28 protein-coding genes are annotated in these 26,656 nt (G+C 34.7%); 14 read left to right on the top strand and 14 right to left on the bottom strand.

The features are described 5' to 3' along the window. The 6 genes from T368_RS0107450 to T368_RS0107475 all read right to left on the bottom strand — a co-directional run. A partial coding sequence (locus T368_RS0107450) for a HAMP domain-containing protein (RefSeq protein ID WP_027338400.1) occupies positions 1–1,548 on the bottom strand: 1,548 nt, incomplete at its 3' end. An 89-nt stretch (positions 1,549–1,637) separates the two neighbouring features. After that, positions 1,638–2,090, bottom strand: a complete 453-nt coding sequence (locus T368_RS0107455; protein ID WP_004084412.1) for a hotdog domain-containing protein — start codon at positions 2,088–2,090, stop codon at positions 1,638–1,640. Between the two features lie 103 nt (positions 2,091–2,193). Then, positions 2,194–2,619: a hypothetical protein gene (locus T368_RS0107460; protein ID WP_004084414.1), complete on the bottom strand. Its 426-nt coding sequence runs from the start codon at positions 2,617–2,619 to the stop codon at positions 2,194–2,196. Positions 2,620–2,850: 231 nt separating this feature from the next. Continuing rightward, positions 2,851–3,264 carry a hypothetical protein gene (locus T368_RS0107465; RefSeq protein ID WP_004084415.1) on the bottom strand — a complete coding sequence of 138 codons (414 nt, stop codon included), beginning with the start codon at positions 3,262–3,264 and terminating at the stop codon, positions 2,851–2,853. Positions 3,265–3,469: 205 nt separating this feature from the next. Further along, a complete protein-coding gene (locus T368_RS0107470; protein ID WP_004084416.1) occupies positions 3,470–4,768 on the bottom strand; it encodes an RNA polymerase factor sigma-54 in 1,299 nt (432 codons plus the stop codon). A 123-nt stretch (positions 4,769–4,891) separates the two neighbouring features. Continuing rightward, on the bottom strand, positions 4,892–5,749 hold the full coding sequence (locus T368_RS0107475) for a flagellar hook-basal body protein (RefSeq protein WP_004084417.1): 858 nt from the start codon (positions 5,747–5,749) through the stop codon (positions 4,892–4,894). 486 nt (positions 5,750–6,235) lie between these two features. Here T368_RS0107475 and T368_RS13565 point away from each other — a divergent pair, with 486 nt between their 5' ends. After that, positions 6,236–6,730: a tetratricopeptide repeat protein gene (locus T368_RS13565; RefSeq protein WP_004084418.1), complete on the top strand. Its 495-nt coding sequence runs from the start codon at positions 6,236–6,238 to the stop codon at positions 6,728–6,730. A 464-nt stretch (positions 6,731–7,194) separates the two neighbouring features. On the opposite strand, the gene T368_RS0107485 is transcribed toward T368_RS13565, so the two are convergent. Further along, positions 7,195–8,184: a sensor histidine kinase gene (locus T368_RS0107485; RefSeq protein ID WP_004084421.1), complete on the bottom strand. Its 990-nt coding sequence runs from the start codon at positions 8,182–8,184 to the stop codon at positions 7,195–7,197. Further along, the gene (locus T368_RS0107490) at positions 8,178–8,861 is read right to left on the bottom strand and encodes a response regulator transcription factor (protein WP_004084422.1); all 684 of its coding nucleotides are present in this window, start codon (positions 8,859–8,861) and stop codon (positions 8,178–8,180) included. Before T368_RS0107490 ends, T368_RS0107485 begins: the two co-directional genes overlap by 7 nt. 283 nt (positions 8,862–9,144) lie before the next feature. Between T368_RS0107490 and T368_RS0107495 the strand changes: the two genes are divergently transcribed. From T368_RS0107495 to T368_RS0107525, 7 genes are all read left to right on the top strand, one after another. Further along, positions 9,145–10,071, top strand: coding sequence for a branched-chain amino acid transaminase (locus T368_RS0107495; RefSeq protein WP_004084424.1), 927 nt, complete (start codon positions 9,145–9,147; stop codon positions 10,069–10,071). Positions 10,072–10,173: 102 nt separating this feature from the next. Further along, entirely contained in the window at positions 10,174–11,253 is a 1,080-nt protein-coding gene (locus T368_RS0107500; protein WP_004084426.1) for a prohibitin family protein, read from the top strand. 38 nt (positions 11,254–11,291) lie between these two features. After that, complete coding sequence (gene hisIE, locus T368_RS0107505; protein WP_004084428.1) at positions 11,292–12,035, top strand: bifunctional phosphoribosyl-AMP cyclohydrolase/phosphoribosyl-ATP diphosphatase HisIE; 744 nt, start codon at positions 11,292–11,294, stop codon at positions 12,033–12,035. A 2-nt stretch (positions 12,036–12,037) separates the two neighbouring features. Continuing rightward, positions 12,038–13,012: a DUF2393 family protein gene (locus T368_RS0107510; protein WP_004084430.1), complete on the top strand. Its 975-nt coding sequence runs from the start codon at positions 12,038–12,040 to the stop codon at positions 13,010–13,012. Between the two features lie 196 nt (positions 13,013–13,208). Next, complete coding sequence (locus T368_RS0107515; RefSeq protein ID WP_004084432.1) at positions 13,209–14,327, top strand: hypothetical protein; 1,119 nt, start codon at positions 13,209–13,211, stop codon at positions 14,325–14,327. A gap of 263 nt (positions 14,328–14,590) precedes the next feature. Further along, complete coding sequence (gene pyrH / locus T368_RS0107520; RefSeq protein ID WP_004084434.1) at positions 14,591–15,304, top strand: UMP kinase; 714 nt, start codon at positions 14,591–14,593, stop codon at positions 15,302–15,304. Between the two features lie 140 nt (positions 15,305–15,444). Next, complete coding sequence (locus T368_RS0107525) at positions 15,445–16,056, top strand: GTP-binding protein (protein WP_004084435.1); 612 nt, start codon at positions 15,445–15,447, stop codon at positions 16,054–16,056. 687 nt (positions 16,057–16,743) lie between these two features. Here the strand turns inward: T368_RS0107525 and T368_RS14960 are convergent. From T368_RS14960 to T368_RS0107545, 3 genes are all read right to left on the bottom strand, one after another. Then, positions 16,744–17,022 carry an AlwI family type II restriction endonuclease gene (locus T368_RS14960; RefSeq protein ID WP_080628815.1) on the bottom strand — a complete coding sequence of 93 codons (279 nt, stop codon included), beginning with the start codon at positions 17,020–17,022 and terminating at the stop codon, positions 16,744–16,746. Continuing rightward, complete coding sequence (locus tag T368_RS14560; RefSeq protein ID WP_138160798.1) at positions 17,007–17,279, bottom strand: hypothetical protein; 273 nt, start codon at positions 17,277–17,279, stop codon at positions 17,007–17,009. Before T368_RS14560 ends, T368_RS14960 begins: the two co-directional genes overlap by 16 nt. Before the next feature lie 336 nt (positions 17,280–17,615). Further along, a complete protein-coding gene (locus T368_RS0107545) occupies positions 17,616–18,560 on the bottom strand; it encodes an aldo/keto reductase (RefSeq protein ID WP_004084439.1) in 945 nt (314 codons plus the stop codon). A gap of 156 nt (positions 18,561–18,716) precedes the next feature. On the opposite strand from T368_RS0107545, the gene tgt reads away from it, so the two are divergent. Then, entirely contained in the window at positions 18,717–19,841 is a 1,125-nt protein-coding gene (gene tgt / locus T368_RS0107550; RefSeq protein ID WP_004084441.1) for a tRNA guanosine(34) transglycosylase Tgt, read from the top strand. Positions 19,842–19,917: 76 nt separating this feature from the next. On the opposite strand, the gene T368_RS0107555 is transcribed toward tgt, so the two are convergent. Genes T368_RS0107555 through thyX form a run of 3 tightly spaced genes read right to left on the bottom strand, consistent with a single transcriptional unit; the run spans position 19,918 to position 23,022 of the window. Further along, the gene (locus tag T368_RS0107555; protein ID WP_004084443.1) at positions 19,918–20,712 is read right to left on the bottom strand and encodes an outer membrane beta-barrel protein; all 795 of its coding nucleotides are present in this window, start codon (positions 20,710–20,712) and stop codon (positions 19,918–19,920) included. Beyond that, positions 20,693–22,294, bottom strand: a complete 1,602-nt coding sequence (locus T368_RS0107560; protein ID WP_004084445.1) for a GspE/PulE family protein — start codon at positions 22,292–22,294, stop codon at positions 20,693–20,695. The genes T368_RS0107555 and T368_RS0107560 overlap by 20 nt, the downstream gene beginning before the upstream one ends. 23 nt (positions 22,295–22,317) lie before the next feature. Continuing rightward, positions 22,318–23,022: an FAD-dependent thymidylate synthase gene (gene thyX / locus T368_RS0107565; protein WP_051591325.1), complete on the bottom strand. Its 705-nt coding sequence runs from the start codon at positions 23,020–23,022 to the stop codon at positions 22,318–22,320. Positions 23,023–23,254: 232 nt separating this feature from the next. Here thyX and T368_RS0107570 point away from each other — a divergent pair, with 232 nt between their 5' ends. The 5 genes from T368_RS0107570 to T368_RS0107590 form a co-directional block, all read left to right on the top strand. Beyond that, positions 23,255–23,656 carry a hypothetical protein gene (locus T368_RS0107570; RefSeq protein WP_004084451.1) on the top strand — a complete coding sequence of 134 codons (402 nt, stop codon included), beginning with the start codon at positions 23,255–23,257 and terminating at the stop codon, positions 23,654–23,656. A 16-nt stretch (positions 23,657–23,672) separates the two neighbouring features. Then, on the top strand, positions 23,673–24,176 hold the full coding sequence (coaD, locus tag T368_RS0107575) for a pantetheine-phosphate adenylyltransferase (RefSeq protein ID WP_004084452.1): 504 nt from the start codon (positions 23,673–23,675) through the stop codon (positions 24,174–24,176). After that, on the top strand, positions 24,173–24,817 hold the full coding sequence (tmk, locus tag T368_RS0107580) for a dTMP kinase (RefSeq protein ID WP_004084454.1): 645 nt from the start codon (positions 24,173–24,175) through the stop codon (positions 24,815–24,817). The genes coaD and tmk overlap by 4 nt, the downstream gene beginning before the upstream one ends. Beyond that, entirely contained in the window at positions 24,818–25,405 is a 588-nt protein-coding gene (locus tag T368_RS0107585) for a type I phosphoribosyltransferase (protein ID WP_004084456.1), read from the top strand. 82 nt (positions 25,406–25,487) lie between these two features. Continuing rightward, positions 25,488–26,656: sugar phosphate nucleotidyltransferase (locus T368_RS0107590; protein ID WP_027338403.1), on the top strand; the 1,169-nt coding region annotated here is incomplete at its 3' end.

Raw genomic sequence — 26,656 nt, forward strand, 5'->3', positions numbered from 1 at the left:
ACTTTGACTTGTATGCAGCATTTTTCTAATTTCTTCTCCTAGAGTATTTGTAACAACTTCTACTCTACCATTTGCATCTCTTACTTCTGTAGTAAAGTCAAGATTGACATAGCTATCAAATACTCTTGCTATCTCGTTTGTATCACTACCTATCTTTTTCTCTAAATCATCTAGCATGTGATTTAATACATTTTTTAATTCATTTAATTGTGGATTATGTGGTGTTTCTGTGATTCTTGCTCTAAAATCACCTGCTTCTATTGTTTTAGCGGTTTCTACGGCTTGAACTACTGCTTTAGAATCTTGCTCTAATCCTAGCTTTGTTTTTTGAATATTATCATTAATAGCATTACCCATTTCACCTAATTCATCTTGAGCAACAATCTTAAGAGGTTGTGGTGCATCTTTGCGTTCGTGGTTGAGATATTTGAAAAATTCAAAGAGTGTGTGAGAGATATGCTGGATTCTATTTACCATTGTTGTGCGGATAAAGATAAATATGATAAGAGAGATTAACGCAATAGCCACAATGCCTACAAGAATCAGCACAAGCTCAAGATTATCAATAGGCTTTTCAATAGAGCTAAATGGGGCAAGTGAGACAATGCTCCAAGTCTCTCCTATGTTGTTCCACGCTTCAAATGTCGCAACAGCTGCCTTTGAAGTCTTGCCGTGCAGGGTTTGGTATGTGTAGATTCCATCTTTTTTACTCATCACTGCTTGTATCAACTCTTTTGCACTTGGATGGGCATTTATCTCATCTAGCTTTTTGAGACGAGTTCTTATAGTGTTTTCCCTATCGGAGTTAAAAATCACTATGCCATTTTGGCCTATAATAAATCGTTGCGCCCCCTCAAAAACATCTAATTCAGGGTTGCCAAGTCGTCTTTCAATACTTGTGAGATCAAGCAAATTGCCGACAATCCCCACAACCTTTCCATTTTCAAATATGGGAGCGAAAATTGTCTTATAGTAGAGGTCTCTATCGCCAAATTTTGCTTGTTGAGAGAGAAGAACGCTTAGAGTCTGCACTTCATTATTTTGAAGTTTGCTAAGAAGCCGAGGACTCGCATCTAATAGCTCATTTGGTCTAATACCCCTTATACCCCCACTTTCGGCTGGTTTATCATCTATAAAGGCTAAAACAAGCTCACCAGAGCTAATTTTGTTTTTTGAGACAATTTGATGTTGTTCTGTGTAGTCCTTTGATAGAATGATAAAGCTCCCCACAGAGTAACTTCCGGAATCTAGCATAGAAGATAAATATATGCTTAGCATTTTTTCATCAATTTTTTGCCCATCATCAATCAAACCCGAGAGTATCTTGCTACTGCTAAGTGTGTTTCCAAAGGTTTCACTCATAATGTTTTGAACGAAATTTTGATAACGCTTAGCCGTGTTAGTAAGTAGCTTATCACTCTCGGTTGAGAGAATGCTTGAAGCGGTTTGGGATACAATAAATACCATTAACGCCACACAAATGGCAACGACTAAAGAAGCAACAAAGATAAGCTTTGTGCCGATACTGAGACGATTAAAAAAGCTCATAACAACTCCTTAAGGCAAGAATAAAAATATAAGCCGATATTATACAAAAAAAAAAAACAAACAAACAAACGATAACAAACAAGTGGTATTTACTCATTTTTGAAGCGAAGTTTAAATATTTTTTTATCAAAAACGGCGATGTGGAAAAGTGAATCAAAAATCTTAATATCCAGCAAAAAGCCTTCAACTTTCACTTCGCACTTTTTGGTATCGCTTTGAATGGCTTGAGCTTTAAAGGTTATCTCGTGTCCAAGCTCAATGGGTGCTAGGAACTTCACATCTGAAGCGATAAGCACGCTATATTTTTTATTAATCGCTGCCATTGCAGCAAAACTTGCAGCATTAAACACAAATCCGGCGTGAATCATCTTGCTCTCATCCATAATCATACGCTCATTTGGGCGAAACCGCACGATTGCCTTGTTTCTATATAGCTCAACAAGCTCCCCAACGATGCTGGGGGACATAGAGGTGCAAACTTGCAAATCGTCATTTTCTAAGGGAATATGGGCATTTTCTTCATTTAAGCCATCATCTGTCATTTTTACTCCTTTTTAAGCTTGAAATATCCTCGCACAGGTGCTTGATAGCCCTCTATTGTAAGGCTTTGATCTTGTTGCAAAAAACTTTCAAGACTTTGAGAATCTACCCACGGCGTTTGCGTAAATCTACACCGCCCACATCTTCCCAATTTGGAGAGAAAGTGGCTGTGCCGTGTTGGTTATAATCCTGCAAAATCGCCTTGCCATCATCTTCATATACGATAAACATTAAAGGATATTTAATGAGCGATGAAGCTGAATTAAGAATAATTCTTTGTTGCACCACATTGCTTTTATCAGTATTGACAATATCTCTTGCTAATACCCTTAAATGCTCTTGGACTTCATCGCCCATTGTTATCATTATGCTACGATAGGCTGATTCTAGTGTTTGTGCTTGAATGCCTTGGTAGATTTCTGTTACATCATTTTTTGTCTTGATGAAATTAAAAACACTAATAATAACAATGATAACAGAAAATATTGCGACTGCACCGGCTGTGAGTTTTCCACTTAATGAACGAAACATTGCGAATTCCTTCTACATTACTTATCCAAAATTTTTTATGTCATAAAAATAACATAAATCGTAAAATCTGGAGTTATAACACAGATTCATGTTAAATAGTGTGAATAAGTAAGCATTATTATAATTAATTAGTGTAGTTTCTAAGCATAAATCCATAGTAACAATTGAGTTGTAAAGATTAATATATGAAAATTGGCAAAATATGGTTGTATCGATTTATAAAAATATCAATCATTTTGCGTGTTTTCTGTGATAGATCTTTCTGCAAAGCTCATGCGATGGATTGCAGGTGATGACATAATGATTTGTGTTTGTTTGCCGTATTATCATATTTAGTTTCTTTTTGCCTATTTGTAAAACAAGGCGATTATTTTGCCATGTAAGTGAAAAACGATTTGTGTTTATTTGGGCGTTTTGTAGTAGTGAAGTTAGGGTTTGTTGATTTAGAGGCTTTTTTTGCAAAAATGCGTAATAGGCTTGTTTGTTTATCTCTTGCTGCAAGGTTTGTATATGTAGGTTTGCTTGACGCAAGGCTAAAGAGTTTGTAGTATAGGGTTTTAGCATGAATATAGATAGGATTGATAGTAAAGCAAGGCTTAATAAAATCTCAAATAAGCTAAACGCATGGGTATATTTTATCTGCATTTTATTCCTATTTTTATTTCTAGGGTTTTTTATCGTCCCTTATTATAGGATATTTTGTTTTGTTTGTGGAATCTTGATGGAATCTTTGGGTTATAGATTTTTGGATTTTTATTAAAGCATAGAATCTAAAATTAAAAGATTCTATAATGTGGATTCTGTATGGTGAGATTCTAAAGATTCTAAAAGATAGAATCCAAAAGCATAGCTACATACTTATCGCATACATTCTTTTGCGTTCGCTTGAGCCTAAGATTCCAAGCTGTTTGCGGTATTTTGTGATCGTTCTACGCACCATTTTTAGCGCAAACTTTTTTTCTATGAGTTCAAGTATTTTTATATCTGATAACGGCTTTTTCTTATCTTCATTGCGTATGAGTTCAAGTAAGAAGTCTTTAATACTTGCATTAGAAGTATCGCCATCAACTGCCGTTGTAAAAAAGCTTTTAATTGGAAATATACCGCGATTGCATTCTAAAAACTTATTGGCAATAGCACGCGATATAGTGCTTGGTGAGTGTCCAAACTCATCGGCTAGATCCTTAAGCTTCATAGGTTTTATCTCTCCGCCCGTGAAAAACTCATATTGATATTCAATAATCATAAGTCCAATCTTGCGTATCGTTGCCTTACGCATATCGAGTGCATCAACAAGATCTCTTGCCTCTTTGAGTTTAGTTTTAAAATACGGATTTTCCTGTGCATCTTTAAAATGCGGTTTTTCAATAATCATACTTGGGTAATAGGAATCATTAAGGCTTAATTCAATACTATTTTCTTCTTGCGTAATGATAATATCAGCAATGACTGCACTAGAATCTTCATGGAAATCAAGGCTAGGAACACGTCTAAAACCACGAATAACTTGCATAACTTTGTCATAATTTTTATACTTTTTGTATTTTATGTGATTTTCAAGATTCTCTATAATCCGTAAAGCAAGATCATAATCCCCATCTTCTAAATCACTTGCATCAAGCTGAAATATTAGGCTTTCTTGCAAGTCTTTCGCACCTATTCCACCCGGCTCTAAATGACAGAATCTCTTCCTTACTCTCTCTATCTCATCAATATCAGTTTGGATTCCAACATGCTCTAAATCTGCAAGTAACTCATCTGTATCGCAGTCAAAAAAGCCCTCGCTATTGAGATTATCAATAATGGCTAGAGCTATTTCTTGGCTTCTTTGTGTGGGGAAAAGTGGGGGATTAATCTGTTCTTGCAAGGTTTCAATAAGCCCTTTTTCATAAATAGTAAGAAGCTCGATTTTATCGCCCATTGAATTTTTAGTATTGTGCATACCTCTTTGCGGAGATTTAAGTGGTGTGAGTTTTGTTTGTAGGCTTGAAGTAAGTGCTGATTGAATCTCTATATATGGGTTATCCTCACTAATTTTACCTAGCGTTTCTTCTAGCTCATTAATAGGGCTTTGGAGAATAGGCAACCAACTTTTTAGCGTTGATGATAGTTTTGACTTAACAGCGACATTCTGCCTTAACTTTGCCATTGCAACACACGCCTTTTTAGAATCTTAATTGTATAATTGTAGCAAAAAAGTAGAATTTTCTTGCTAAAAATCACTTAAGTCTTTCTTAAATAAAATGGCGTAAAACCCCATGTTTTAAATCACTTATCCTCTAGCAGCAAGCTTATTTATTGCCTCTGCATTCAATTCATCCATATGAGTTTTCATCACACGAGAATACATATCAACAAGCCTATTTGTCTCAATCATGCCTGTCATTTCTAACACTGCATTAACATTGCTTTTTTCTAAAAAGCCTTGTGCAACCGCACCACTATTATAGGCGAGATTTGCCCCCGCCAAACCTTCAGAATCTGTATTATTAGGCTCCTTTCTCTCTTCGATATAAAGACTACCACCAATCTTTTTCAAAAACTTTGGATTATCAAAAGTAACGATAGCTAAACTTCCACCAGCGATATTATCCGCCATGCCCTCATTGCCAAGCTCTTTAAAGCTTACATTTCCATTTGTATCGACATTTATTTGCATGTTTGCATTCATTAAGATTCCGCCCTCATTATCGATACCATCGCGAGATAATACATGGAATCCCTCTTGCGTTACAAGATAGCCATCATCACTTATACTAAAGCTACCATTTCGCGTATAGGCAATGCCATTTGGAGTCTGCACGGCAAAGAATGTATTGGGAGATTTCAAGGCAAAATCAAGCGTATTTTCAGTTTGCTCCATAGAGCCGACACTAAAGTCTGTGTATTCTTCTGCGATTGTAGGCACACGAGTCATTGTGCGGTTTATAAACTTCGCTGCTGCCTTTGTCTCATCGGGTATAGGCAGAGTGTCTTGATGTCCTTGCACCATACGCAAAAAATCGCCTATTACAACATCATCGCGTTTAAATCCATTTGTATTGAGATTTGCTAGATTATTTGAGATTACATCGAGTCGATTAAACTGCGTAATCATACCGCCTGTTGCACCATAATATCCTGTTTGCATAGTTCTATCCTTAGAATTGTTTTGTGATTATAAGCAAAAAACTTTCCATTTTTGTGTTTTTTAGGTTATTTATAGAATCTTTTTGTTTTGGGGTTGTGTGTTATAGATTCTATTTTTTAGGATTTGGTGTATATTTTGAAAAGAGTTAGATTCTAAACCATTTGGGTGGGTGCAGGGCGTAGGGGTGCAAAATAGCAAGAATTTAAATTTTATAACAAATTGTCATATTGAGCGTAGCGAAATATCTTTAGTCTTTATGATAGTTTGTAAAGCCACCATTATGAAAGCGAAGTATTTTAGAGATAGAATCTTTTGAGTATTTTATATGTAATAAATCACTAATAAGGTTATATGCAATCTTAGCAACCTCAAGTTTTTAAGTTAAATCTTTTTATATAAATTAGATAAAGTTTCAATAATTTAAGCGTGTTGTAATTATTATTTTATAATCGCTCATTTATGCTAACTTTAATTTAAGGATATTCTATGATACAGAAGCTATGTAGGCGTATTGTTTTGACATCCTGTGTGGGTATAAGTGTTGCATTTGCACTTGATGTAGTAAAAAATTTAGAGAAAGATTGTAATGGCGGTAATGCTGTTGCTTGTGTTGATCTTGGAAATATGTATGATTTTGGTTATCCTTTCAAGCAAGACTACAAAAAAGCGACAGAATTATATCAAAAAGCATGTAATGGTGGTAATGCTCGTGGTTGTTCCAATCTTGGAGTCATGTATCGTGATGGCGAAGGTGTAAAACAAGATTATAAAAAAGCGGCGGAGTTGTTTCAAAAAGCATGTAATAGTGGTAATGCTGGTGCTTGTTCTAATCTTGGCTTAATGTATGATTATGGTAAAGGTGTAAAACAAGATAAAAGTAAGGCAAAAAAGCTATTTGGCGATGCGTGTGATATGGGGTATCAAGGTGGCGTGATGATTATAGGGATTAAACGAAGCTGGTGTGCAGTAAGGACTAGATAATACTTTGTGATATTTTGTAGTTTATTATACTTGTTTTTATAATTGTTGAAATGAGACATTTATTATATTAAAAGGTGAATAGAAAGGACGGAATCAATTCTGCTGGAAATCTCATTATAAAGCAAATTGATGTTATTAATATTTTTGAAAACTTTAAAGCATATAAATCACGAATATTCGCTGATTCTAAACCTAAAAATCCGCACGCTCAAAGACGATATGACCTCCACACAAGCAAAAAGATTCTTTAGCAACTATAATTTTAGATGTTATCCCAGTTTGACGCAAATAGCAATAAGCAGATTCAAGGCTTTCATATTTGTTTATTCCAAAATAAAATATAAACAATTTATCTCGTCACAAGAGGCAGTTGTGATGCTAGAGATTATGTGGAAACTGGTTTTGGAATTTATTGACAAAAGGGCAAGTGCCACACAAGCCTACTGCGAAGATATGCTAAGGTTCTATATCCTAAAACACACGCATAAACCTTCTTTTTTTGTGCGTTTTGTGAAGAATTCTACCTTTGTGTTGTGAATCTTTGCAATTTCTTTGACAATAAAAAGTCCTAGTCCAAGTGAGTGGCTGCCCTGCTTTGTATTGCTGCCTTGATAGTATTTTTTTGTAAGATTTGCAAGTTCATTTTTTGCCACACCTAAGCCATCATCAATAACGGCGATATAACCATCATGTATTTGCACGATGACCTTTGTGTTTGCATATTTTAGTGCATTATAGATAAGATTATTTAGGACTTGTTCTATTAAGATTCTATCTGCAAATATAAGGCGGTTTTTGCCCTCTAGCACAATCTTTTTATCCTGATATACTGCTTTTAAAAGATAGTTATGGAATCCTTCTATGACCTCTTCACAAAGCAACAAAATATCAAATTGCTCCATTTTTATCGCAATGACATTGTGTTCTAAACTCTCGCTTAAAGTAAGCTTGTTTAAAAGGGCATTAATCTTTTTACTATATATCATAATGCGATGCAAAAGCTTATTTCGCATTTCTTCTTCCATTTCTTTATGAATCATAATGGTTTCAATGCTTGCTTGAATAATGCTTAGTGGATTTTTTATCTCATGTGAGATACTTGCTAGAAGTTGTGTTGTTTGGAGATTTTTTTCATGTAGTTTTCTTGTGCGTTTTTGGATTCTATTTTGTTGTTTTTGCATGGCTTCACTTAGGGCTTTTAACTCGCTAATATAGGGATTATTATCCTTTTTTAATGCCTTAAAATTAATATCTTGAAACTTCTTTTCTTTTAGATTGCAAAGGGCATTTTTTGTAGATTCTATAAGATAAGCGTCTTTATCTATTTCTTTTTTGCGTAAAAAATGTGCTAATACAAGAAGTAAGCCAAGTAGATTACAAACTATGGCTATGCTTGTAAAATCAAGCAAGATTGCAAGAATGGATATTGCAAAGAAAGTCCCATAAACTAGCATAGTTTATAGCCCTCATTGCGTATGGATTTAATCTTTACTTCTTTAGTTTCTTTCTCTATTTTTTTACGCAGTCGTTTTATGCCGACATTTACGCTATTTTCATGATAGCCATCTTTGTTTCCCCATGCGTGTTCAAGTAAGAAGTCTCTGCTTAATGCCTTGCCTGCATGCTGCATGAAGCACTGCATAATGCGTGTTTCAAGTGGGCTTAATTGAATATTAATATCTTCAATGCTTAATTCCTTTGTATCGACTTCTAAGGTTATATTTTTGTATTTCAGCACAGATCGCACAGAATCTTTTTTATATCGTCTAAGCACTGCTTGAATGCGTGCTACAAGCTCATCAAAGTTAAAAGGCTTTGTTACATAATCATCAGCATAATGTAGCCCCTTTACCCGCTCCATAGGCAAAGACAAGGCACTCACTACAATAAAGGGTATATCATAGCCTAAATCTTTTACTTCCTTAATAAAGTCTAGTCCATCTTCTGCCACGAGATTCCTATCTACTAAGATAAGGGCTACATGCTCTTTTTTTAGGAATCTTTTTGCCATATCAGTATTGAGACAGCCCACAACCTCATAACCACTTGCGTTTAAGGCAGCATTTAGATTAAGCTCGATTAAATCAAGCAAATCTTCTTCATCATCAATACATAAAATCACTTCATTCACTAGCTATCCTTTGCTTTTGTTAGTTAGCAATACGCAATTTTGGATTCTACCTTTTTTTCAATAATATGTAACCAAATAATCCAAATCTATACAGCATAATTAGGCAATATAAGGCTATTTATTATGTAAAATATTTCAACACAGAATCTTAAAAGTTATAGCAAAGATTACACAAAACATTTACAACCTTGTTTTAGCCTAAAAACATTATTTTTTGACAACTTTATGATAGAATGATTTTTTAGTTATTTTGTAAATTTGTATCTAAGAGAAAGGGGCTAACATGAAAGAATCAACATATATTTGGAAAAATGGCAAACTTATCGCTTGGAGTGAAGCGACCACGCATATTTTAAGCCATACTCTGCATTATGGTAATGCCGTGTTTGAAGGCACAAGGGCGTATATGACAAAAAAGGGATTAGCGATATTTCGCCTTGATGACCATACAGAAAGACTTCTTAATAGCGCAAAGATTCTATTAATCAAATGCCCTTATACAAAAGAAGAACTCAAACAAGCACAAATTGATTTATTAAAAGCAAATAGCAAGGATTTTAAGGGTAATGTATATATCCGCCCGATTATTTATCTTGGCTATGGGGCTATGGGGGTTTATCATTTAAATTCGCCTGTTGAAACCGCAATAGCTGCGTGGGAATGGGGTGCATATCTGGGCGAAGAGGCTTTGCAAAAAGGCATTCGTGTAAAAATTAGCTCTTTTGTAAGAAATAATGTAAAATCTACAATGGGTAAGGCAAAGGCAGCGGCGAATTATCTTAACTCACAAATGGCAAAGCATGAGGCTATTGCAAGTGGCTTTGAAGAGGCTTTGTTGCTTGATGATAATGGCTTTGTAGCAGAGGGTAGTGGTGAGTGCTTTTTTATCGTTAGAAATGGGGTATTAATCACACCGCCTTATGACAACACACTAGAATCTATCACACAGAAAACGACTATTGAACTTGCAAAAGATTTGGGTATAAAAGTTGAGCAAAGACGCATTACACGAGATGAAGTGTATATTGCAGATGAAGCATTTTTTACTGGGACTGCCGCAGAGATTACCCCTATTTGCGAAGTAGATTTCCGCACTATTGGTGCAGGTAGTCGTGGAGAGATAACAAAGAGATTGCAAGATGAATTCTTCAAAATTGTTATGGGGGAACATGAAAAATACAAGCATTTGCTGACATACATTAACGAATAATGTTTGCATTTTGCATGAAGCTATGAATGCAAACAATGGATTCTATAATATTGTGCTATAATCACGCTTTGACTATAATCTAGACCTATACAAAGGAACTCAATGCCAATAGATTTAAACGAACATAGACGCAAACAACAAAATAATACACCAAAGCAAACACCGCCAAATAATGAAAATAGAAATAATGGAAATGGCAATAACAATGGTAGAAACAATAAGGGCGGATTCAATATGGATTCTGTGCCGATGCCAAATATGCCAAGCGGCAAGTTTCTAACCTTTATTATATTTGCGGTTATCTTTATAGTAATTTTTGTGTTAGCACGACCATTTGTCATTATTAATTCTGGTGAAGTTGGAATCAAGGTAAATCTAGGTAAATATGATGATGTGCCTTTAACGCCGGGCTTACACTTTTTTGTGCCAATCATTCAGCAAGTCATCGTTGTAGATACTAGAATGAGAGTATTGCATTTTTCACGCAATGAAGATATGGGAAGTGTGGGTAGAGATGATCAGAGTGTATTGCGAAATGATGCGATTAGTGTTATGGATTCTCGTGGTTTGCCTGTGTCTATTGAGCTTACCGTGCAGTATAGACTAGACCCCGATAAAGTCCCAGAGACTATTAAAAATTACCGCGTATCATGGGAACAAAAAATCATTAATCCAGTTATAAGAGATGTTGTGCGAAGTGTTGTTGGTAATTACCCAGCAGAAGATTTACCAAATAAACGCGATGAGATAGCAGGACTTATCACTTCAAGTTTTGAGACCAAATTGCAGGCTACACCAAATCAACCTGTTATTTTTGATTCTATTCAGTTAAGAGAGATTGTATTGCCACCTATGGTAAAAGAGAGAATTGAGCAAGTCCAAGCTGCAAAACAAGAAGCAGATAGAGCAAAACAAGAAGCAAACGCTTTGAGAGAGAGAGCGCAAGGTAGAGCCGATGCAGCAATTATTGAGGCAAAAGGTCAAGCACAAGCAAACCAGCTTTTAAGCGAGAGCTTATCACAACGATTGCTTGACTTGCGTCAAATAGAAGTGCAAGGTAAGTTTAATGAAGCATTGAAAGAGAACAAAGATGCACAAATTTTCCTTACACCGGGTGGTTCTGTGCCAAACATTTGGGTAGATTCTAAGTCAAAACAACGCACAACAATTAGCAATCACTAATATTTGGGGCATTGTATGAATCTTGTAGAGACAATATTATGAAGCGAGTGGATAGTATGAAATGCTTACATATTGCTTGGGATAATAAAGGATTAATCCCTTGCATAACACAAGATTCTATAAGTAATGAAGTGCTTATGCTTGCCTATATGAATGAAGAGGCACTAAATCTTACTTTACAAACAGGGATAGCACACTATTTTTCACGCTCAAAGCAAAGGATTTGGAAAAAGGGGGAGCAAAGTGGCAATATACAAGAAGTATGTGAAATAAAGCTTGATTGTGATAGCGATTCCATCTTACTTCGTGTGCGTCAAAAAGGTGTGGCATGTCATACTGGTGAATTTTCATGCTTTTTTAAAAACATTGATTCTATAAATAAAGATTGTGCCAATAATAACTTAGAGATTACAAAAGATTCTCTAACACATAGCCTAAATACTTATGATACACTAGATACGCTTTATCATACGCTTTTAGAGCGTAAGAATGCAGATAGCACGACTTCTTATACTGCCTCACTTTTTGCAAAAGGCACGAATACTATTGCAAAAAAGATTATTGAAGAAGCAGGGGAATTTTGCTTTGCATTAAAAGATAGAGATTCTAAAGAGATTATTTATGAATGTGCTGATGTGTTTTATCATATTTTAGTGGGACTTGCGAGTGAGAATATCCATCCAGATAGAATCTATCAAGAGCTTATAAGACGCATGGGTGTGAGTGGGATTGCAGAAAAGCAAAGCAGAATACAAACATGCAATGAAGTAAAGGATAAGTAGGCATGAAAGAGCAAATACTCAATTTTATCTCATATTTTCATCTGTATGATTTGATTTTATTTGCGTCATTTGCATTGATTGCTATGTGCTTTGTGTTTTTATCTTTTATTTCATTTCGCAGAAAAATCATTTCTATTCCCCTATTTTTGTTGGGATTTTGTATTATTATTGCCATTCCTTTTGCAATGCGTTATTTTATGGAAGAAAGATTCTACAAGATAGAAAAAGAGATTGCTTACGATCGCACTTATAATTATTCTGATGTGTATCAATATATTGCGACAATTACGAATGTTGGTAAAAGAAATATTGCTGGTTGCGTGTTTTCACATCAGATTCTTTATGATACAGATAATGAGCAGGGGATAACAAAATACAAGCACAAGATACTGAATCTCGTAAAGCCCAAAAAAGTTTATAATAGAGATATTCCTATGGATTTAAAAGTAGGACAAAGCATAAAGATTTCAGAAGTTATGGAGAATTACGCACATAAAGGGGAAAAATATATCACAAAAATAGAGTGTTATGGTAAAGCTAGACATAAAGAGAATGCAAAAGTTTTACAAGGATTCTATAAAGACAATAGCAAAACAGAAGATAGTGAAAATACAGATTCTAAAAAAGTGGCAGATGAAGCAGGAAAAGATGATATGAGTGCATACACTGATGAGATAAAAAAGCTAGATGATGATAAAAAAGCTAAAAATATAGCCTCACAAACCCAAAAGGTAAGCACAGAAAAGCAATCACAAAATATTAATATAAATACACAAAATACAGAATCTGCAAACCTAGATTCTAAAGATAATCAAACACAAGATAGCATGAATACACCGCCAAAAACAGACACGCCGCAATCACAAGGCATACCACCACAAATCATGCTGCCACCGCAAGAAGAAACATTAGCACCAAACTGGCGTGAAGAAAGGGATAAGTTTAACCCACCATTGCTAAAAGAAATGCCTAGATAGAATCTTTGTGGATTTTTTAGACTGAGATTCATATATTTGTTATATGTGAGATGACTATTAAATTATGCGATTTCATTGTGCGTTTTAACTAGGATTTTTGCATATTTTGAATGAATTATTTTAAAACAATAAAAATCATGTTATAATAAACTATTTTTACATTGAAAATAAGTTAATACCAAATGGGAGATACAATATGGCTGTGAAACTATTATGCCTATCATCTGCAAACACAAGTCCATTCGCCAAAGCCTTTTTGCAATATATCGCTAAGCATGATTCAATCGAGTATGATTACGCAGAGATTGAGCCTTATGTGCTTGCTAAGATTCCATTCACAAAGCTTTTAACGCATTTTTGCTCCCAAACACCAGATTATGTCATGTCTTTTGATGGACATTATCGCTATATTAAAAATGACCCAAAAATCCCTTTTATTGAAATGAGTAATTCTGTGGCAGGACCCATTAGGACTAATCGCCCCTTTATCAAAACCCCTGTAGAATGGGAAAATAAAGTAGTCAAAGTAGAACCAGCATGGTATAACAAGGTATTGCCGATTGAAGATAAAACGATTTATAGTATGCTTGATTCCTATCGTTATGTATATTTACGCTATCTCGTTGCAGAATCAAAGAAGAATCCAGCAAGAAAAGAACCGCCATTTGCCTTTTATATCCCTGATTGGAACACGCACACAGATGATATACTGAACAATATTTATCGCTATTTGGATTTTTGCAGAGAAGATCGTTGTGGTTTGCATGTCGCATTGTCAAAAGCTGTGTTAGATCCAACTGATATGAGTTTGGAAGAAAAGTATAAGATGAAGCGAAAAAGCATTGATACTACGCTAAAGATTATCCATGATGAGATTGATAAGTTTAATAAGGAATATGAAGAAGAGGGGCTTATTGGCAGAATTGTAGAGAATACTAACTATGAAAAAGACTTATTGAAGTATGACATTCGTCTATTATCTATAGAGCCAAGTAGCACAACATGGCTAGAAGCACTCTATATGCTTAAAGTAAAAGGAGTGCAGTGCAATAAGATTCGACTTGTTTTTGCAAGCGGACGCAGATTCCCGGGCACAGACGACTTTGATAAGATGTTGCCTGATGTTGAGAAGTATTTTAAAGAGAATCTTATGCGTAGAGATAAAACGCAAATGCTTGGATATATCTACACGACAACAGATAGATTCTATCATTTCTTAGATTTTCAAGAGAATTTTGCACTACACATGGATTTTAATAAAATTGCTGATATTATCGCAAGTGGTGGAAATATACAACAGCAAGAAGCACAATAAGATTCTAAATATTTAGTCTAACTTGTGCTTTTTTATATCCCTTCTTAAAACATTAAAGGCTTTTAGCCTTTTGTTATAATCTTAAGCCATACGCAAATTATTCTCAATTATTATAAAGGTTTTTATTTATAAGAAGTGGCAAGTAAAACAATGCGAAATTCATACTATTTCAAAATATTTTCCCTTTATTGTTAAAGTCCTATATACATAAATTATTTATAATGCAATTTTATATGTTTATGTTACTTTTATGAGGGTTTATTATGCAAAAGAAAAAACGCGTTTTGATTAAATTTTCTGGTGAAGCTCTTGCTGGTTCTGGTGGATTTGGTATTGATTTAGATATTTTAAAGTTTATTGCAAAAGAGATTAAGAATCTCTATGAGTGCGGATTGGAAATTGGCATTGTTGTTGGTGGTGGCAATATCATTCGCGGTGTGAATGCAGCTCAAGGTGGGCTTATCAAACGCACAAGTGGGGATTATATGGGTATGCTTGCGACTATTATTAATGCCGTAGCAATACAAGAATCTTTGGAGAGTTTGGGACTTGATGTGAGAGTGCAAAGCGGCATTGATGTAACAGAAGTTTGTGAGAGCTATATCCATAGACGCGCTTTAAGACATTTGGAAAAAGGGCGGATTGTAATCTTTGGTGCTGGCACTGGAAATCCATACTTTACAACCGACACTGCAGCGGTATTGCGTGCTATTGAGATTGAATCTGCTGTGATTGTGAAAGCTACAAAAGTAAATGGTGTTTATGATAAAGATCCCAATAAATATAATGATGCGACACTTCTGCCTACACTAACCTATGATGAAGCGCTAAGAGATCATATTAAAGTGATGGACGATACTGCGATAGCTCTCGCTAAAGACAATAAATTGCCAATTCTAGTATGCAATATGTTTAAACCCAACAATCTTATTGATGTATTGGTCCATGAAATTGGTGAATTTTCGCTTGTGAAGTAATTTTACACAAAGCAAAAAGTATAGAATCTATGCCGCCACACATTCAGTCAAACACTCACATTAAAGTCTTGCAATCGCATTTTATACAATCAGTCCAGACAATAAAGGATTGCCCACCGCAAAACTGCACTGAGATAGCCATGCTAGGACGAAGCAATGTCGGCAAAAGCTCGATTATAAATCTTTTACTCAATCACAAACTTGCAAAAAGCTCAAGCACACCGGGCAAAACGAAGCTCATTAATTTTTTTAGCACCACTTGGGAGCTAACTACTAACAAAGACTCTACGCCCAACACACATGACAGCAATGCAATGCAATGCAAAACAGATTCCATGCAAAATAATCAAGATTTACTACAAACAGAATCTATGCGAATCCCACTTATATTTATCGACTTTCCGGGCTTTGGATATGCAAAAGTGAGCAAAGATACAAAGAAAGTGTGGGATAAGCATTTGACTGATTTTATCTACAAACGGCAGAGCATTAAATTATTTTGCCATTTAATCGATTCCCGTCATACAAATCTAGCGATAGATACAGAGATTGAAAGATTTTTGCAAAAGATTGTAGAATCTAGACAAGATTGCAAACTTCTGCAAATTTACACAAAAGCCGATAAGTTAAACAAGAGCGACTACCACAAGCTAAAAACTCAAAACAAACTCACAATATCCACACTCAAAAAAACCCCGCAAGCCACACAGCAACTCTATCATGCAATTTTACATGCAAGCCTTAACTGGTAGTTCATGTTGCTTTCACGCAAATACACTTTTTCTTTTAGTATGACATACAATCTCTCTGTAATAAAATTACGAAAAATAAATATATAAAATCCCTAAATGGTAAGATTTGAAAATTTCATACACAAAGAATACCCTTAAACACATTAGCACATAAAAGCCTTATATAAAGGGGTTTTATAACAAGCTACTTTATAATTGTTATAATTCTTTTTTTACTTCTACACATGTATTTTTGAGTGTATTCTAAAAAAGGATACACAAAACATTACTACATGTTAAAGTATGTTTTATGCGCTAAGAAAGCATATACAACCACATGTTGAAACCTATCAAATACCATTAAGCAGAGAGAATGTAAAAACTAAAATATGTTTTGCTTACCCTACATTGTTGTGTTTTATATCAAAGCATTAATAAGTCTGTAACACCTTAAAAGTAATTTTATGTCAAGTATGATACGCATTTTGTAGTTTTGTATAAGTAATATTTGTATCTGTGAAAACATATATAAGCATTAATTTTATTATGTATTTTTAGTATGCAAACTAAGCAAAACAATATGTTTAATAAATTTTAGAATCTTCATAAATCTTTGGAGCGATAAAAATGGCAAAATAGCAAAGCTTAGTAGGAAAATCTAACGATTCTATCATTTCTTTTAAATGCCTTGTAATCGACAAAAGCTCGTTATTTACCTGCCCCTTGCCAACAAATCAAACTCACTTCAATAATGCTTTCGCTCTCTTTATCCTTGCAAATAATATCAGGCTTATTTCCACCTGCAAAGCACTTTGGCAACCCTTCATCATCAATGCTATAATTTGGCGTAATTTCTAAGTCTTTAAAATGTTGCTTTAAGGCGATTGCAGTTAAAAACTCAAACCTTACAGGCTCTGGGATAAATCTTAGAATCTCATCTTTGCTTGTCTTATTTTTGCTAGTTAAAACGCTTAATTCGTGGTAAATTTGCTCTTTGCTATATTGGGCGGCAAAAGGTCAAGCATTTTTTGCTTTAAGCTCTCTTTATTTGTGTCAATTTGCTCTTTTAGCTCTAATATATGAGAATCTATTTCGCCCATATATGCAAAATAAGCCTTTTTGTCATCAAATTTTTCATATTGTGAATAATGCTCTAACACATAATCAATCTTTGATATTTCAAAAGTGTTAAAGTCTATAAACCTACCATTTCCACGCAGTGAGATAATCCCTGTAATTCTCATCTTTCTAATATATTCATCTATGGATTCGTTGCAAACTTGCGAAATTTTAAAGTGTTTTGTGTTGCTAATTTCTAAAGGTTTTAAACATTTTTCATGATATTTGCGATCTTTTGGATGTGGGAGCATGAGATAAAAATTAAATTGACTTCGCCTACTTGACCACAAAGTATCATTTTAAACTGCAAACAAAAACTTTTTTGATGCCATATTAGGGTGTATTGCGCCTAACAGCGATAGGTAACATGTAGAAACCAATCATTGTTCTGAGCTTAATGCGGTGTTGGGGAGGGGCTATGTAGAATCTCATTTCATTCTACATATGGGCAACAGAAAACCTTATTTCTTCATTTTCTCATGCACACGAGATATAGCTTTCATATCTCTTGCATCAAGTTTAAAGTTAAAAATATCAGCATATTCTTTTGCTTGTTCTACGCTACTTGCTGGTGGTAATGTGATAAAGCCACTTTGCAAACTCCAACGCAAAGCAACTTGAGCACCTGTTTTATTATGTTTTTGTGCTACTTTTTGCAAGATTGGATCATATACAGAACCTTCAAAGTCTCCAAGTGCTGTTGTCGTGCTTACAGCAATTTTTCTATTTTGGAATCTCTCTACTAATACTTTATTTGCATGATTTAGTGTAAATGGGCTGATATTAAGCTGACTCACCATAGGCTTAATCTCGCATGATTCCATAAACTCATCAAATTGTTCTGCCTTAAGGTTTGCAATGCCAATGGATCGCACTCTCTTTTGCTTATATAGATTCTCAACCGCACGCCACACTTCTCTTGTAATCTCTAGCCATGAAGCCCTACCTTTTGCCTCTGCAACCTCAACAATGACTAGGTCAAGATAATCTGTCTTCATCTTTGCAAGTCCCTCGTTGAAAGCATCTAGCACTTCACTTTCTGTTGAAATGCCCTTTGGCAATTGCAATGATAAAAATACATCTTGTCGTGGAAGCTGACTAAGCACATATCCATCTCCAGCCTCACTTGTCGCACCATGTGCTTCTATGTATTTGAAACCAGCTCTTAAAGCCTCTAATATAACTTGTCCGCCTTCCTTTGTGCCACCTAAAGCATGTGCACATGAGTCAATCCCATAGCGTGGAATCTCTACGCCATTAGATAACTTTTGTGTGCTAAAAAAACCTTGTATATCAACACGGGGTGCAGCAAATGCTACATTAAATAGGCTTTGTCCAAGTAGCATTGCACCACCAGCTATACCTGCGATTTTTACAAATTCTCGTCTTGTCATTGTGTTTTGCATATATTCTCCTTTACTTTCGGTAAGCCAAAATTATACAACATAACCTATGTATTTGCAAGGATTTTACAAGCTTTTACTCAAAAGATTCTCATTTTTTTATTAGAATCTCACTTTTATAATTCCATAATAATATTTAGGAATCACAAGGGGGATTTTATGCAGTTTCAAATCCAAGCAAAAGTTGGCAAGGCAAGGGCGTGTAGCTTTACTCTAGCGCACGGCAAGGTAGAAACGCCCATTTTCATGCCTGTTGGCACACAAGGCGTGATTAAGGGGCTAAACTCTCTTGATATTAAAAATATCTTGCAAACAAATCTCATTCTTGCAAACACCTATCATCTCTATCTTAGACCGGGTATAGAGACACTAAAAAAGGCAGGCGGGATACATAATTTTGCAAATTTTCATGGTAATTATTTGACCGATAGCGGTGGATTCCAAGCGTTTAGTTTGGGCGAAAATGTCAAGCATGAAGATTGCGGTATCGCTTTTAAATCACATATTGATGGAAGCAGGCATTTTTTTACCCCTGAAAAAGTGCTTGATATAGAATATGCGATAAACTCTGATATTATGATGATTTTAGATGATCTCGTGGGCTTACCGGCGACAAAAGAGCGACTTCTAGATTCTGTAAAACGCACGACAAAATGGGCAAAACAGAGCATTCAATATCACAATATGCAGAAAGAAAAACATGATTTAAAGAATAAAATCTTTGCGATTATGCAAGGTGGCACAGATTATGAAATGCGTAAAAGAAGTGCAGAGAAACTCACAGATCTTGGCTTTGATGGCTATGCAATAGGTGGCTTAGCCGTTGGTGAGAGCAGTCAAGAAATGTATGAATGCCTTGATTATGCCTGTGATTTTTTACCAGAAACAAAGCCTCGTTATCTCATGGGGGTTGGCACACCTGAGAATCTTTTGGAGGGCATTGATAGAGGGGTGGATATGTTTGATTGTGTTATGCCTACGCGTAATGCTAGAAATGCGAGTATTTTTACACATCAAGGCAGACTAAATATCAAAAAAGCATGTTATAAGAATGATTTCACACCGCTTGATTCTAAGTGTCATTGCTTTACTTGTTTAAATTTTACACGGGCGTATTTACATCATTTATTCCGTGCAAATGAGATTACTTATCATAGCCTTGCAAGTATCCATAACCTGCATTTTTACATTACGCTTTTAAAAGATTCACGACAAGCAATAATAAATCAAACATGGCAGGAATTTAAAAAACAAAAATTAAGTGATTTTGGGCAGGTGGATTAGTTTGTAAATCTAATCTTAATTTGTGTAAATATAAACAATTAAAATCCAAATCATCTTTTTACGAAAGTTTCAACACTTAAAACTTATAACTATACGCAATGTAAGGATTATAGTCTGCTACCAAGCCATCTTGCTCTACGCGTAACGATTGAGTTGGTAGGAATTTTACGCCGATTTCTACCCTATGATGATAAGCGATTAATGCGCTAAATCCACCTTGCACCATTACATTACCGCTTGCTTTAAAGTTGCTTACTTCTTGTGATGATGGCGTAATAATGGGCGTTTGCATATCAAAATAGATAAATGCCCCAGCCCCGATACCAGCAAAAAATCCTAGTGTATTCTTATAATTTTTATCAATGAAAAAATCCACCATAATATCTAACCCAAGACTTGCCATAAGAAAAGTGCCATCATAGGCATTTGCATCTGTGCGTATGGGCGAAAGATTGTCATTTGTAAAATCTAGGGCGAAATATCCACGCATACCTATGTATTCATCAAGGTAGCTAATCACTCCACCTCTAACGCCCATTCCCATGCTAAACACATAAGAGGGCTTATTATTCAGCAATCTTTGAGTGGGTATCATATTGAGTGCGACCATGACATACATGCCATTTCTCTCTTTATTTGCTTGTTTGAGTAGTGAGAGCTGTTTTGGCGTTTTTTCTGGTAAGCTAGTCTCTCTTTGCACAGAAATATTTGTTTGTTGTTGAGCGGTGCTTAGCGGTTGCAAATAATTAGCAGTATTATCTTTTGGAAAAGCATTAAAATCATTAGCACAGCATATACTAAAACTAAGGCAATATAATAGCTTTTTTATAGAATCTATATTTCTAAACATATTAAAGCAAACTTTCTTCATAGCTAATAATTCCATCTTTAAATAATTTTTGACTTTGTTTCTCTAGTGTCGGTATGCCTTGATAAAGAGATTCTATAAAGCTTTCATCTTCAAGCATCAAAGTTTTAGAATCTAACTTTTTATGAATGCTAAAATCAAATACTTCTTGCAATAAGATTCTCTTCCCATAGCCCTGTCCATAGCACTCATGACAGCCTTGTGCGTGAAATTTCCCTTGTATTTCTTCCTTACATGCAGGACAGAGTGTTTGTATTAATCTTTGAGAGATTATAAGCTTTAGTGTGGTTTGCAAAATGTATTCCTTTGCACCAAGATCATATAATCTAGCAAGGCTACTTTTACAATCACTTGAGTGGATACTTGCCATTACCAAATGCCCTGTCAAAGCCGCTCTCAAAGCAATATCTAATGTCGCATTGTCGCGTATTTCGCCTATCATAATAATATCTGGGTCTTGACGCAATATATATTTTAATGCCTTTGCAAAGTCAAATGATAGCTCTTCATTGACTTGCGTTTGTGTTATGCCTTGTATTTCTTGCTCGATGGGGTCTTCTATTGTTATAATCTTTTTTGTGCCATTATGTAAGAATCTAAGGCAATTATAAAGTAGTGTGCTTTTGCCACTTCCTGTTGGACCGCTAATAAGGATAAGTCCGCTTTTTGTAAGCAAAGCTTTTTTTAGAATCTCCAAAATCTCTACTGATAATCCTAAAGTATCTAAGCTTTCAAATCGTTTATTTGCATGTGGGATACGCAATACAATGCTTTCACCTCGTAATGTAGGCATAAAAGATAATCGCACATCACAATCTCTCTTATCGTTTTTATAGATAAGATTCTCTAGCTTTAGATGTCCATCTTGTGGTAATCTCATTTCATTAATATCAAGTTTGCATAAAAGCTTTAGTTTCTGTGAGATTTTTGCAAATAATGTAGTATTTATATCCAAAAAATGCACCAAGATTCCATCAATGCGTAATAGACAGAAGGCTTTAGAATCTTGCAGGAATAAGTGAATATCGCTTGCCTGCATAGTAAGCCCAAAGCTAACTAAAGATTCTACAAAATTGCCTTGCAATTCATCTTTTTGACAATATTGTTGTAATTGTAAAGCAAGGCTTATTTCTTTTAAAAAGTCTTGTTTGCATAGATAAAAGATTAATTCTTCTTTATAGCTTTGTTGCAGTTTTTTTGTAAGTGTATCTCTATAACTCGCACTAAAAGGCTCATAAGGCAATACACCAAGTCTATATACAGAATCTGTGCTTTTATGCTTATCATAAAAAATTATATTTGGGAGATAGCTTTGCGGTATTTGTAAGGTTGCATGGATAATATGATAGCTACTTGATAATAGAGATAAATATCTATCGCTCAAGTCTTTTTGCATAAGATAGGATTCAAAATAGGGGTGAGATTCTATAAATTTAGAAAAGATTATTGCTTTTTGCGTGGTGAGTAATGTATAAAGAGATTCCAAAAAATCTTTTTTGGATTTAGAATCTAGTGTATTAAAATAGTCTTGTGATTGAATATAGGGATTGGTGTGTAAAGATTCTGTGATAAGAGATTGTGTCATAACATTTGCCTATATTGCTTCTTTTAATTCTTATTTACAGATTCCATAAATAAAGGGTCTTTACATAAAAATTCTTCAAATAAATATTTATGCTCTTCTGGCAGGGCTTTAAAAATGGTATAGGCTAACTCTCGAATCTCTTTTAATGCAGCCTTTGCGGTCCTTAGCTCTAAAAAGTTTTGCAAGCTTCTAGCATTTATACTCCATGCTAATTCGCTCTTATAGCATTCAGGGATTAAATACTTTGCTATATCATTAGCAATGCCATCTTTTACTGCTAAACGCAGATTTTCTAAGGCTTTTATACTTTGGTCTTTTACTCTTTCATTGTTTGAAAGCATGATATATTTTTCTGCTCTTTTATAGTTTTCTTCACATAGGGGTAAAAAGCTCTCTTCTTTATTGAGTTCTTTTAGCGTATATCTTGTGCTTTTCACTGACAAGCTTACTATTCTATGACGGGCTAATTCTTGCAAGCATGCCCTTGTTATACCTTTAATCTCAAAGTTATAATACAAATGCTCTAGCGTAGATTTATGCTTATTTACATTTCCTACACGATAGATTAAGCCCTTATCAATATCGCCGCCATTATCGCTTTTATTGTGACTATCCCAACAAGTGCGTATAGCCCTGCTACAAACGCTTAAAGGGGTAAAATGCAATAGCGTTACTTGTATGCTAGCTTGTGTGTGAATCTCTTTTGTTTCTAAACTCTCTTGTGCCATTACCACCCTTTTTTGTTGTGTTATCATGATGTATTGATTATGTTTTAGAATATGATTTTAATGCGTTAAATTTTGTAAAAATCAGCGAAATTATAGCAAAAAATTGCCAAAAATAATGCGTTCATATTCTTGCTAGATTCTCACATTTGTGAGAAAAATTTCTAAAAGAAATTATTTTTTAAGTATAATCAAGCTTTTATATTTAAACTATATTTGGACTAGAGGGCTTTGTATGTATTCGCATTTGTTTTATATCATCATGTGGGCAGTTTGCTTTGTACTTGTTATACCTGTGCTTATTGTGGGTGTTATCTATGTATTTATGAGTAATAAGCCACCAAAGAAAGTTGAAAATACAATGCAAATCATGTTTAATATCATAAAAGGCGCACAGACAAAAGCCGCATTTACTGCTTCGTTAGAGCAGTTTAAAGGTAAATATGGTGTGTTAGCTGATGAGAAAAACTTTGACTTGTGGATTCAGTGTATTAAGGAATTAGCAAATTCATCTCACTGGGATACAGATGCGATAGCAAAGTTTGGACAAGAATTAGAAGATAAAAATGCAGCACATGCAAAGAAAATAGCCGTAGCCATAGCCACAGTGCTTAAAACAAAAGATCAGAAAAAATAAGATTCTAAGAGTAGATATGAATAAACTAGCAATTTATCCGGGGACATTTGACCCACTTACAAACGGACATTTAGATATTATCAAACGCAGTAGCAAAATGTTTCAACAAGTAGTAGTCGCAGTAGCAAACTCTGAAAGCAAGAATCCGCTTTATAGCTTAGAGCAAAGAGAGAAAATGATAAACCTTGCATTAGAAGAACACAAAGATGAGATTCCAAATGTAAGCTGCATTACCTTTAGTAATCTACTTGCAAGTTTAGCTGCTGATATGAAAGCAAAGGTGATTATAAGGGGATTACGCGTAGTGAGTGATTTTGAGTATGAACTGCAAATGGGCTATGCAAATGCCTCGCTGAATGACTCGCTTGATACAATATATTTTATGCCAACATTGCAGAATGCTTTCATTAGCTCATCAATTGTGCGTAGCATTATCGTGCATGGTGGGAAGTTTAGCCATCTTGTGCCAGAAAGCATTCATTCCTATATACAGCAATTACACACAAAAGAGTCGCAATGAAATACTATGTAATTGAAGGCATTGATACAAGTGGCAAAACAACACAATGTAATCTCATAAAGCAAAACTACCCTTGCGTGAGTTTAGAAAACTATAAAGATTCCATAAAAGATTCTATCATCGTATTAAATGAGCCCGGCAGCACATATCTTGGGAATCTTGTAAGAAAGATTCTACTAGATAGCCAAACACAGATAAATGAAAAAAGCTCATTTTTACTCTTTTTAGCTCAAAGGGCTGAACTCTTTTTACAACTAAAAAATATATCAAATACAATTATCGCTGATAGAAGCCTTATCTCTGGTGTAGCCTATGCTAAAACGATTGATATGCGTGAAGCATTGAATCTTAATCTCTTTGCAACGGGGGGAATCCTGCCACAAAAAATAGTCTTTTTAGAAACTTCAAAAGACACGCTAAAAAGTCGCCTTAATGCAAAAAGTCTTGATAATATAGAGCAAAAAGGCATACAATACCTACTTGACACGCAAAGCTACTTTAAAGAGATATTAGCGTATTTACAAGATGAAAACTTTATAGAATCTAACCCCAACATAAAAAAGCCAGATATTTTAACACTAGATTCTGCCATGCCTAAAGAAGAAATACACAAAAGAATTTGCAGCTTTTTTGGAATCTAGATGTATTGCTCAATGTGTGGAAAGCTTACATGGCACATTATATGCAAAGAGTGTTTAAAACATTTAGAATACATAGATTCTAAGCGAGTGCTTGATAATGGAGTAAAAGTTTTTAGTAGCTTTGCTTTTAGTGAGTTAAAACTACTACTAGCAAGTAAGAATAACATTATTGGCAGTAGAATTTTCAAACGACTAGGTGTTTATGCGTTATCAAATTTTTTTGAAAGATATAAAGATTTAGCTAAACTAAAGAAGCAAGAAGTAGCCATTCTATCTATACGCAATAAGACTATTGGCATGTATTCTCATAGTGCGATTTTAGCACAATGTTTTAAAACATACGGATTCAAAGTCTTTCATAACGCCTTAATTATAGGTAATAATAGCCATTTCTCTCATCTTACAAAAGAAGAGAGACGGACGCTTGGTAGAAACTTTTCATTTCATTTTAAGCATGATTATTTAGCTGTGATTCTAGTTGATGATATTATAACCACAGGGCAAACTCTACTTGAAGCAAGTGATATTATCATGCAAAATAGCTATACACCGCTCTTTGCATGGACACTTTGTGATTCTAGGTATTAGATCATAGATTTAACTTCGGTATTAAAATATTGTATAATAACTTTTACACATAAAAACTAGGATAAATTGTAAAAGGATATGTATGCAAGCCATCATTTTAGCAGCAGGGTTTGGCTCAAGACTTACGCCAATGACCCTAAATAAGCCAAAACCGCTTTTAGAGATTCGTGGGAAAAGCATTTTAGAAAATATGATTTCTATCTTAAGAAAAGGTGGGGTGCAAGATATTATCGTTGTAACAGGCTATAAGAATCATTTGTTTGATTCTCTATCAAAAAAGCTTCATTTTGAAAAAGTCGTATTTGATGACTATGCGACTTGTAATAGCTCTCAATCGCTTTTATATGTAAAGCATAGAATCCAAAAAGGCACAATCATCTTAAATGGTGATTTATATATTACAGAAGATTTTTGTAGGTTTTTTAAAAGTGGGGTATCGCAATTTTTATCACAAAAGATTCCAGATAATACGACTGCGTGGGGCTATATCGTTGATGAAAATTATAGAATCTTAGACATTGATACAAATGCGACAAGTGGCTATGGAGATGGTATTGCATATTTTGATAATACGCAAGATATTGAAGTTTTTAAAGAAAAACTAGAGCAATGCGATAGTGATGAATATTGGGAATATGCGGTGTTAAGAAGTTTAGATTCTATAAATTATTATGCCTTTCCTTGTGATACTTTATACACAGAGATTGATAGCTTTGCTGATGCGCTTTATCACAGACTTTTAACGCCAGAAGAGATTGCGATTCAGTGTGCTGACGACAAAAAGGCAGTGCGTTTAGCAGGTATTACAAATATTAATTATCTCATTACATTTCAAGGCAAACAAAAAGTGATAAGAATCCCGGGCAGTGGGACGGAAAATGTGATTGACAGACAAGGTGAGCGAAGCATTTTAGAACTTATAGAAAATCTAGATATTACACCTAAGAGTGAATTTTATGGCAGCGGCATAAAAATGAGTGATTTTTTATGCGATTATAAAAGCTTAGAAAAAGCCCAAATTACAGAAAAAGTATTAGAAAAACTCCTTGATTCACTCTTAAAACTTCACAGCATACCACACAAAGATAATACAGAGTATAAGTCCATAAAACTCTACAATGAGATTCTAAAATATGAGAAATTAGCAAAAATCGCACTCACAACGCCAAAAGAGCATAAATATGTCATCGAAGTGGCAAGAAAGCTTGACAATGGGGGGGGGGGGGTGCTATGCCATAGAGATTTGCAATT

Origin of the sequence: Helicobacter bilis ATCC 51630 (assembly GCF_000686565.1) — a bacterium.
Taxonomy (GTDB): Bacteria; Campylobacterota; Campylobacteria; order Campylobacterales; family Helicobacteraceae; genus Helicobacter_A; species Helicobacter_A bilis.

Coding starts and splice junctions, on each gene's coding strand:
- T368_RS0107455 (WP_004084412.1), bottom strand. CDS start 2,090: ATGACAGATGATGGCTTAAATGAAGAAAATGCCCATATTCCCTTAGAA.
- T368_RS0107460 (WP_004084414.1), bottom strand. CDS start 2,619: ATGTTTCGTTCATTAAGTGGAAAACTCACAGCCGGTGCAGTCGCAATA.
- T368_RS0107465 (WP_004084415.1), bottom strand. CDS start 3,264: ATGCAGATAAAATATACCCATGCGTTTAGCTTATTTGAGATTTTATTA.
- T368_RS0107470 (WP_004084416.1), bottom strand. CDS start 4,768: ATGGCAAAGTTAAGGCAGAATGTCGCTGTTAAGTCAAAACTATCATCA.
- T368_RS0107475 (WP_004084417.1), bottom strand. CDS start 5,749: ATGCAAACAGGATATTATGGTGCAACAGGCGGTATGATTACGCAGTTT.
- T368_RS13565 (WP_004084418.1), top strand. CDS start 6,236: ATGATACAGAAGCTATGTAGGCGTATTGTTTTGACATCCTGTGTGGGT.
- T368_RS0107485 (WP_004084421.1), bottom strand. CDS start 8,184: ATGCTAGTTTATGGGACTTTCTTTGCAATATCCATTCTTGCAATCTTG.
- T368_RS0107495 (WP_004084424.1), top strand. CDS start 9,145: ATGAAAGAATCAACATATATTTGGAAAAATGGCAAACTTATCGCTTGG.
- T368_RS0107500 (WP_004084426.1), top strand. CDS start 10,174: ATGCCAATAGATTTAAACGAACATAGACGCAAACAACAAAATAATACA.
- hisIE (WP_004084428.1), top strand. CDS start 11,292: ATGAAGCGAGTGGATAGTATGAAATGCTTACATATTGCTTGGGATAAT.
- T368_RS0107510 (WP_004084430.1), top strand. CDS start 12,038: ATGAAAGAGCAAATACTCAATTTTATCTCATATTTTCATCTGTATGAT.
- T368_RS0107515 (WP_004084432.1), top strand. CDS start 13,209: ATGGCTGTGAAACTATTATGCCTATCATCTGCAAACACAAGTCCATTC.
- pyrH (WP_004084434.1), top strand. CDS start 14,591: ATGCAAAAGAAAAAACGCGTTTTGATTAAATTTTCTGGTGAAGCTCTT.
- T368_RS0107525 (WP_004084435.1), top strand. CDS start 15,445: ATGCTAGGACGAAGCAATGTCGGCAAAAGCTCGATTATAAATCTTTTA.
- T368_RS14560 (WP_138160798.1), bottom strand. CDS start 17,279: ATGAGAATTACAGGGATTATCTCACTGCGTGGAAATGGTAGGTTTATA.
- T368_RS0107545 (WP_004084439.1), bottom strand. CDS start 18,560: ATGCAAAACACAATGACAAGACGAGAATTTGTAAAAATCGCAGGTATA.
- tgt (WP_004084441.1), top strand. CDS start 18,717: ATGCAGTTTCAAATCCAAGCAAAAGTTGGCAAGGCAAGGGCGTGTAGC.
- T368_RS0107555 (WP_004084443.1), bottom strand. CDS start 20,712: ATGAAGAAAGTTTGCTTTAATATGTTTAGAAATATAGATTCTATAAAA.
- T368_RS0107560 (WP_004084445.1), bottom strand. CDS start 22,294: ATGACACAATCTCTTATCACAGAATCTTTACACACCAATCCCTATATT.
- thyX (WP_051591325.1), bottom strand. CDS start 23,022: ATGGCACAAGAGAGTTTAGAAACAAAAGAGATTCACACACAAGCTAGC.
- T368_RS0107570 (WP_004084451.1), top strand. CDS start 23,255: ATGTATTCGCATTTGTTTTATATCATCATGTGGGCAGTTTGCTTTGTA.
- coaD (WP_004084452.1), top strand. CDS start 23,673: ATGAATAAACTAGCAATTTATCCGGGGACATTTGACCCACTTACAAAC.
- tmk (WP_004084454.1), top strand. CDS start 24,173: ATGAAATACTATGTAATTGAAGGCATTGATACAAGTGGCAAAACAACA.
- T368_RS0107585 (WP_004084456.1), top strand. CDS start 24,818: ATGTATTGCTCAATGTGTGGAAAGCTTACATGGCACATTATATGCAAA.